General features: G+C 61.8%; 7 protein-coding genes. 3 read left to right on the top strand and 4 right to left on the bottom strand.

The genetic code is table 11. The features are described 5' to 3' along the window. Both M3436_17145 and M3436_17140 read left to right on the top strand, forming a co-directional pair. The coding region (locus M3436_17145; protein ID MDQ3565753.1) for a CNNM domain-containing protein at window positions 1-963 on the top strand (963 nt) is incomplete at its 5' end. Between the two features lie 318 nt (window positions 964-1,281). Beyond that, entirely contained in the window at window positions 1,282-1,977 is a 696-nt protein-coding gene (locus M3436_17140; GenBank protein MDQ3565752.1) for a nuclear transport factor 2 family protein, read from the top strand. 462 nt (window positions 1,978-2,439) lie between these two features. On the opposite strand, the gene M3436_17135 is transcribed toward M3436_17140, so the two are convergent. Beyond that, window positions 2,440-2,868 (bottom strand): hypothetical protein, encoded by a 429-nt coding sequence (locus M3436_17135; GenBank protein ID MDQ3565751.1) that lies wholly within the window; start codon window positions 2,866-2,868, stop codon window positions 2,440-2,442. Between the two features lie 333 nt (window positions 2,869-3,201). On the opposite strand from M3436_17135, the gene M3436_17130 reads away from it, so the two are divergent. Then, window positions 3,202-4,980 (top strand): IS1634 family transposase, encoded by a 1,779-nt coding sequence (locus M3436_17130; GenBank protein MDQ3565750.1) that lies wholly within the window; start codon window positions 3,202-3,204, stop codon window positions 4,978-4,980. A 76-nt stretch (window positions 4,981-5,056) separates the two neighbouring features. Here the strand turns inward: M3436_17130 and radA are convergent, their stop codons facing one another. The 3 genes from radA to dnaB all read right to left on the bottom strand — a co-directional run. Then, complete coding sequence (radA, locus tag M3436_17125) at window positions 5,057-6,421, bottom strand: DNA repair protein RadA (protein MDQ3565749.1); 1,365 nt, start codon at window positions 6,419-6,421, stop codon at window positions 5,057-5,059. Continuing rightward, window positions 6,411-7,496 (bottom strand): alanine racemase, encoded by a 1,086-nt coding sequence (gene alr / locus M3436_17120; protein ID MDQ3565748.1) that lies wholly within the window; start codon window positions 7,494-7,496, stop codon window positions 6,411-6,413. Before alr ends, radA begins: the two co-directional genes overlap by 11 nt. Further along, the coding region (gene dnaB / locus M3436_17115; protein ID MDQ3565747.1) for a replicative DNA helicase at window positions 7,493-8,821 on the bottom strand (1,329 nt) is incomplete at its 5' end. The genes alr and dnaB, both read right to left, overlap by 4 nt.

Here is an 8,821-nt window from a genome sequence, read left to right as displayed (position 1 = left end):
CTCCTTACCTTGGTCATGCTCATCTTCTCCGAGGTCGCTCCGAAGACCCTCGCGGTCTTGTACCCGGAAAAGGTGGCCTTCCCGGCCAGTACGATCCTGGCACCGCTTCTGCGGCTGTTTTACCCGGTCGTCTGGATCGTAAACCTGTTCGCCAACGGGCTGTTGCGGCTCATGGGAGTCCGGCTCGACGAGGGTACCGCCATGCCCCTCAGCCGGGAGGAACTGCGTACCGTCGTTAAGGAAGCGGGCGCCTTGATCCCGAAACGCCATCAACAGATGCTGGTCGGGATCCTCGATCTCGAGAGGGTCTCGGTGCAAGATGTCATGGTGCCGCGCAACGAGATCGTGGCGATTGACTTGGAGGAGGACGCCACGATCGTTACCGAGCATCTCAGGAACTGCCGGCACACTCGCACGCCGGTCTACCGTGGAACCATCGACAACGTGCTGGGGTTAGTCCACGCGCGCCAGATCCCGCGCATCATCGGCCCCGGCCAGAGCGCCGATAAGGATCTCCTGGAGAAGCTCCTGCTGCCGGCGTACTACGTTCCGTTCGGCACACCGCTGCATACGCAGCTCGCCAATTTCAAACGCCAGCGGCAACGGCTCGGGGTCATCGTCGATGAGTACGGTGATGTCCAGGGTCTGCTGACGCTCGAGGATATTCTGGAAGAGATCGTGGGGAAATTTACCACCGATCCGCAACAGTTAGGACGCGGGGTATTGGCCGATGTGGCGGGCGGCTATCTCATCGAGGGCGGGGCTAATGTCCGCGAGCTCAACCGCAAGCTGCGCTGGCGCTTGCCGACTACCGGACCGAAAACGCTCAACGGCTTGATCCTAGAGGCCTTGGAAAGCATCCCTGAAGCGGGAACGGCCTTGCGGATCGGGGGCTATACGATCGAGATCATGCAAACGACCGATCATGCGGTCAAGACGGCGCGCGTGACGCCACCCGCGTAGAGCCGATAGCTGACGCGAAATGACGGCGCGCGGCTTAAATCGACGCCAGGGCCGCCTCCAACCGCTCGCTCGCTACCCGACCGCGGAGAGATCACGGTCGCCGCATTGGGCGAGAATTAAAACTCATGAAGAATAACTTTCTACGCTTACTTTTCATCTTGACCTTTGCTGTTTATCCGTGTTCAACCGGTGCGCGGGTCTCGAACACCGGCCCAGCCACTCGGTCCGTGGAGGAGATCCTCAAGGCTGTCATCAAGGCCAATGCCGATAAGGATCTCGCGGGAATGGCGAGACTGATGAGTCGGGACCCCCAACCTCGTGATCTACACAATCAACGGCCGGGTCTATCGAGGTTGGCAGGAGATGGCCGCAGATTTAGAGGAAGAATTCCGCTCCGTGGAGAGCCTCGAGATCCCCATCCGTTACATGACGGTCTCGACCCAAGGCGACACGGCCTGGTTTTCCATGGACATCAACTATACACGCTACTTCAAGAACGGGCAAAAGCGGGAGCGGATGGTCCTACCCCTACGCGAGACGGGGGTCCTGGTGCGTCGCGGAGGCGAGTGGGTCATCGTGATGTGGCACGAGTATTATCGCAACCTCACCGCCCGGCCGGAGATCGATGTCAACGACGCCGCCGACCGAACGGCTTCAAACGGGACCGCCGCAAAGCGCCCGGACTTGAGCGGGACCTGGCACATCCTGGAAGAGGACAAATCCTACACCGCGACGCTCGATGGCGACGGCAACGGCGCCTACACCCATGATGGGGGTACTCTCCGAACTACCGGGATCGCCGGCGGGATCTGGCAGGGGACCTGGTCGCAAACCGGGGAGACGACCGGCAGCTCGCGGGAAGGCGGCTTCAGGCTGGTCCTCTCCGCGGACCGATCCAATGCGAAGGGGGAATGGTGGTACACCCGGGTTGGGACACGAGCCATCCCGCCCCACCGGTTCGGCGGCAGCTATCACTTCACCCGCATCCCGGGCGCGTCGCGCCGACAAGAGTAAACCTCGGATGTCACCGACGGCAGGCCGCAACCGGGTCGTCATCGAGGGCGTCAAGCCCGAAATCGACGCTAGGGTATTAGCGCGAGCCGTATGCCACTGATGGTCTCGCCATCGAGATGGCGGTGGAACAGGCAGGCCACTCGCCGGGCGTTGTCGGCCTGCCAAAGTGCCAGGTAGGCCAGATGAGGGGCCAGCAGGGGTGAGGCCTGTCCGAGGGCGTCGGCCCGGTAGCTCAGGGGAGGCGACATAACGGCGCGCGGCTTAAATCGACGCCAGGGCCGCCTCCAACCGCTGGGGCGCGGTGATCTCTATTCGCGCACGGTCATTCGATCTATTCGAAACGGCCTGCTTGCATCGACTCACAAATGTGCTACTGATAAGGCCTGTCACAACGAGCCAAACTGCAAGCCCTTCCTAATCATATGCCAAGGTGCAGGTGTGATTTTGGTCACACACGTCATGCTATGGCGATAGGCTCGGGCTTTTGGCTGGAAGCAGATATCCAGAGATGAACACTTGAGTGGTTCCGCATGGGTACTGGCATTGGCTACTGTTCTTCTGTACAAGAACGTTTACTGTAGTTCCAGGATCGGCGTACGCGCGCACTCGCTGGCCCCCACTGTACACATTAAGTTTCTTTTCAAAGGTAGCTGTTATAGGGACAACTATGGAGTGCCATGCAACTACATTGTTGACGATAGTTCTGACCTGAGTTGCTGTAATTTCTTGTCCGATCGGAGTCTCGAGAGTCGCGCTGATATTTTCAATAACCAACCGCTTATCTTCCGGCACATCAAATGCCACATCTGTCCCCAGCTTACCATCTTGCCAGTCAGCGCGAGCCGTAAATTGAAAAGGCTCACGCTTAAACACGTTGAATCTGAACCTCATGTCGTCCTCCTTATTGTTCTCATGGGATAAAATTCGTGCTCAGATCATTCTGAGCATTGCTGTTTCTGTCTTCGCCAAGATTATAGTTCAAGAACAGGCATCCAACGCGACATCTCAATTGGGTGATAAAGGATAGGGCTCCCAGCCCAGGGGACGCGACATAACGGCGCGCGGCTTAACCCGACTTAGCCGATTCGCCCCCGTTTTCGGGCTGAGGCGTCGCGTAAGTACTTGGATTTTAAGTGCAGGGGGCAGTAAATTGGCGCAAAACCGCTGTAGTGAAGACCTTGCTTGTTTTCAAACGTAATTTTCTGCGGATAATGAGTGGCCATCATGTTTCTGCGCGCCACGACTCGCAAGAAAGACGGCAAGGAGCACCGCTACTGGAGCATCGTTGAGAACAAGCGCCTGAGCGACGGGCGTGTGCTACAACGACACGTGCTGTATTTGGGAGAGATCAATTCTTCCCAAGAGTTGGGGTGGCGCAAGTCCATTGAAGTATTCGAAGACGGCGCCGAGGTGCCCCGCACGCTGGCGCTGTTCCCCGAGGATCGCTGTGAAGGGCTGGCGTGGGACGGGGCTGTGGTGCGACTGCGGCTCGGCGAGTTGCGGCTATGCAGGCCGCGGCAATGGGGTGCGTGTTGGTTGGCGCTGCGGCTGTGGCAGGAGCTGCGGTTAGATGAGTTCTGGGCCGAGCGGCTTTTACCGAGCCGCAAGGGCACGCGCTGGGACCAGGTGCTGTTCGTGCTGGTGGCCTACCGATTGATTGTGCCGGGCAGTGAGTGGCGGCTCCATCGGGAGTGGTTCGAGCGCAGCGCATTAGCGGATCTGCTCGGTGCGGATGGGGCGCTGTCCGATATTCACACGCTGTATCGGTGCCACGACCGGCTGCTCAAGTACAAAGCGGCGTTGTTCGATCACCTAGTGAGTCGGTGGCGGGATCTGTTCAACGCGACGTTCGATGTGCTGTTGTATGACCTGACGAGCACGTATTTTGAGTGCGATCCGCCGCAGGCGGAAGAGGACAAACGCCGGTTTGGCTACTCGCGCGATCGCCGGCCTGACTGCGTGCAGGTGGTCATTGCGCTGGTGGTGACCCCGGAGGGTTTGCCGTTGGCCTACGAGGTGATGGCGGGTAACACGACGGACAACACGACCTTGCGTGATTTTCTCTCGCGCATTGAGCGACAGTACGGCAGGGCGCAAAGGATCTGGGTCATGGATCGCGGCATTCCGACCGAGGCGGTGCTCGAGGAGATGCGCACGAGCGATCCGCCGGTGCAGTATCTGGTCGGCACGCCGAAGGGACGGCTGAGCCGCTTGGAGAAAGCGCTCCTTACCAAGCCGTGGCAGGAAGCGCGCCCGGGTGTGGACGTGAAGCTCCTGCCTCAGGAGGGAGAACTGTATGTCTACGCGCAGAGTCGTGATCGGGTGGCGAAGGAGCGGGCGATGCGGCGGCGGAAATTGAAGTGGTTGTGGGCACGGCTGAAGCAGCTTTCGGCAATGACAACGCTCACGCGCGAGGAACTGCTGATGAAGCTCGGCGCCGCGCGAGGGCATGGCCCGGCCGCCTGGCGTTTGGTCGAAGTCGCGGTCGCCGAAGAGGACGCCACGTTCAGCTATCGGCTACGCCGCGACAAACTCAGGCAAACGCGACGCCGCGAAGGTCGCTACCTGCTGCGCACCAATCTCACGGAAACCGATCCCGCGAAGCTGTGGAGCTTCTATTTGCAGCTCGTCGCGGTGGAAGAGGCGTTCAAGAACCTCAAGGGCGACCTGGCCATCCGTCCGATCTTCCACCAACGCGAGGCACGCATCGAAGCGCACATTTTCATCGCCTTCCTCGCCTACTGTCTGCATGTTACGCTGGGCCGACGGTTGTTCAACCTTGCGCCGGGGTTGACCCCGCGCAGCGTGCTCGAGAAGTTTGCCGCCGTGCAGATGATCGATGTGCACATACCGACCACCGACGGCCGGGAACTGATCCTCACCCGTTACACCCAGCCCGAGGCCGAACTAAAGCTGTTATTGCAGAAACTCGCGCTCGAGCTGCCTGCGCAGCCGCCGCCAAAGATCACCACCGCTGAGGTGGCGTCAGCCACGGCCGTGTAGTGCAGACCTATTGAGGTCACTATGCGCTATATCAAGCACTTAGGATCTTCATACCCCCCGAATCGGCTAAGTCGGGTTAAATCGACGCCAGGGCCGCCTCCAACCGCTCGGGCGCGGTGATCTCGAGGCCGGCCATTTCGCGCCGCGGGGCGTTGGCCTTCGGGACCAGCGCGCGCCGGAAACCGTGTTTCGCCGCTTCGCGTAGCCGTTCCCTGCCGTTCGGAACCGGCCGCAGCTCGCCGGACAAGCCCACCTCCCCGAAAACCACCATATCCGCCGGGAGTGGACGGCCCCGCAAGCTCGACAGCACGGCCAGGACGACCGCCAGATCGGCGCCGGTCTCGGTGACGCGTATGCCGCCGACCACATTGACGAAAACATCCTGGTCGTGGGTCACGATCCCGCCGTGACGGTGTAAAACGGCGAGCAGCATGGCGAGGCGGTTGGGGTCTAAACCGACCGCAACCCGGCGCGGATTCGCGAGGAAGGACTGATCGACCAGGGCCTGCACCTCGATCAATAGCGGACGGCTCCCCTGGCGGCACACCATCACCACGCTCCCGGCGGCGCCTTGGGCATGCCGTTGCAGAAAGATCGCCGAGGGATTGGTCACCGCCCGCAAACCGCCCTCCGTCATAGCGAAAATACCCAGCTCGTGAACCGGCCCATAGCGATTCTTGGTCGAGCGCAAGATCCTGAAGCGGCTGCTGTCATCGCCCTCGAAATAGAGCACTGTATCGACCATGTGCTCGAGCACGCGCGGTCCGGCGATCATGCCTTCTTTGGTCACGTGCCCGACCAGGAACACGGAGGCGCCGGAATTCTTCGCGAAGCGGATGAGCTGCGCCGCGCTTTCCCGCACTTGACCGACGCTTCCCGGTGCCGAGCCCAAGGCCTCCGTAAAAACCGTCTGAATCGAGTCGATGATCATGACCCTCGGCGCTTCTTGCGCGGCCACGCCGAGGATCGACTCCAGGCGGCTTTCGGTTAAGAGCTTGATATGCGCGCCATCGATCCCAAGCCGGCGGCTCCGCAGAGCGACTTGCTGGGCCGACTCCTCGCCGCTCACATACAGGCCGGAACACTTGCTCTCGCCAGTCACCGCGGCCAGCATCTGCAGCAACAAGGTGGATTTCCCGATGCCCGGATCGCCTCCGATCAATACCACCGCGCCAGCCACGATGCCGCCGCCCAAGACCCGGTCCACCTCCCCCACACCGCTCGGGATCCCGGCTTCCACGGCGGGAGAAATCGCCTCGAGCACGCAGGCTCGGGGCGGCTGAGCGCTGACGTCCCCGGGGCGGTTTTCCGCCGCGCCCGGCCGCTCTGAATAGGCTATTTCAACCAGAGTGTTCCAGGCGCCGCAATCGCCGCACTGACCCGACCACTTGGGCGCGGGCGCACCGCAGCCCTGGCATTGATACGCGAATTTAGCCCGCACTTGGCTCGAGAAACCGCGCCCGGCCGCGCACGCCGCACAGCAGTTCGTAAGGAATGGTGTCGGCCCAACGCGCGACTTCCTCCACGGGCAATCCCGCGCCCCAGAGCAGCACCGGATCCCCGACGCGGGCGGCCGGAACAGGGCGCAAATCCACGCTCAGCATGTCCATCGAGGCTTTGCCGATCAAGGCGGTTCTTTTTCCGTTCACGAGTATGGGGGTTCCGGGGCGGGCGTGCCGAGGATAACCGTCTCCGTAGCCCAGGGCGACGATGCCGATCGGCATGTCCTCCGGGCAACGCCAGTCACCGCCATAACCGACCCCCTCCCCCGCCCGCACGGTCTTGACCGCAACGAGTCGTGAGCTCACGGACATGACCGGCCGTAGACCTTCCGCGACCGCGCTGCTATCGGCGAACGGCGAAACCCCGTAGAGCATGATCCCCGGCCGGACCCAATCGGCGTAGGCCGCCGGCCAGGCGAGCAGTGCCGCGGAATTGGCGATACAGCGCTCAGTGCGGATATCGGCGCTGGCTTGCGCGAAGCACGCAAGTTGTACAGGCACCGAGGGATGGCCTCGCTCATGGGCGCACGCGAGGTGCGTCATCAAGCGCACGGGCGGGGCGACGGCGCCGCACCGCTGTAGCTCTTCCCACACGCAGCGGACCCGTTGCGGCGCGAACCCCAAGCGGTGCATGCCCGAGTCCACCTTGAGCCATACGCCGAGGCAATGCTCTTCCGGCAGATCCCGTAACATCGCAATCTGCTCGTCGTGGTGAATGACGATATCCAAAGCCAAACGCTGCATTTCCCGCAACTCCCCCGGCGAGAACGGACCTTCGAGCAGGACGATGGGATGTTTCACCCCGCGGTCGCGCAAGCCTTGCGCCTCTTCGAGACAGGCCACTCCGAATGCGTCCGCCGCAGAAAACGCCGCCGCCATGCGATCGAGGCCGTGCCCGTAGGCATCGGCCTTGATGATGGCCATAATCTTTTGCCGCGGCGCCAGGCCGCGCACGCGCTCGAGGTTGGCCTTGGCGGCCTCTAGGTCATAGTCGACGCGCGCGGGACGGCTCATCCATAATCCCTCGCCGGCCGCCCGTAGCTCTCGGCGGTAAAGCTCTCAAAGCGGGTGAATTGCCCCAAAAAGGTCATACGCACCGTGCCGATGGGACCGTTGCGTTGTTTCGCCACGATGATCTCGGCGATCCCTTTGTCGGCGCTGTTTTCGTCGTAGACCTCGTCGCGGTAAATGAACACGATGAGATCGGCGTCTTGTTCGATGGCGCCGGATTCGCGCAGATCCGCCATGCGCGGGCGCTTATCCGGCCGCTGCTCCAGGCCGCGATTTAACTGCGACAAAGCGACGACCGGAACATGCAGCTCTTTTGCGAGGGCCTTGAGCGTACGCGATATTTCCGAGATCTCGGTCGCCCGGTTTTCCTTGATTCCCGGGACCTGCATGAGCTGTAGATAATCGACGATCACGAGGCCTAGTCCGTGCTCGCGGGCAATGCGCCGACACTTGCCGCAAAGCTCGCCTGGCGACAAGGCCGGCGTGTCGTCGATAAACATCTTGGCTTTGTCCAAGATCGCCACCGTCGAGCTGACGCGGGACCAATCCTCGTCGCTCAGCTTCCCGGTCCGCACCTTTCTCTGGTCGATGCGCCCGAGCGAGCCGATCATGCGCATCGCCAGTTGCTCGCCCGACATTTCCATGGAAAAAATCGCGACCGGCAGGTCATCCGTGATCGCCGCCTGTTCCGCGATGTTGATGGCAAAAGCGGTCTTGCCCATCGACGGCCGCCCGGCGATGATGACTAAATCCGACGGCTGGAGCCCCGCCGTTAGCTCATCGAAATCGGTAAAGCCGGTTGCAATGCCCGTGATCGCGCTGCCCTTGTGAAACAGCGTGTCGATGCGGTCCAGGGCATGGGCCAATAGCTCCTGAACCTTCAGGTAGCCGCGGCGGCCGCGCTGTTGGTGGTCGGCAATCTCGAAGACCACGCGTTCGGCGGCATCGAGTAGCTCATCGGAGCTGCGTCCTTCGGTATTGAAGGCGCCGTTGGCGATCTCCGCGCCGGCATGGATGAGTTGCCGCAGCACCGCGCGTTCCCGGACGATGTCCGCGTAGGCGGCGATGTTTGCGGCGCTGGGCGTATTCTCGACCAGCGCGACAAGATAGGCGTGTCCGCCGACCTTTTCGATCTCCGCCGTGGTCGCGAGCCGTTCGGACAGCGTGATCACATCGTAAGGCTTGCTCTCCGCCGCAAGCCGCTCGATCGCGCGGAAGATCAGCCGGTGCTCTAAACGATAGAAGTCATGCTCGGTGAGGCGCTCGACCACCTGGGTCCAGCTTTCGTTGTCGAGCAACAAACCGCCCAATACGGACTGTTCGGCCTC

The organism is Pseudomonadota bacterium (assembly GCA_030859565.1).
Lineage (GTDB): Bacteria > Pseudomonadota > Gammaproteobacteria > JACCXJ01 > JACCXJ01 > USCg-Taylor.
The sequence above is the reverse complement of the archived record's forward strand: the minus strand, read 5'-3'. Positions and strand labels throughout refer to the sequence as shown.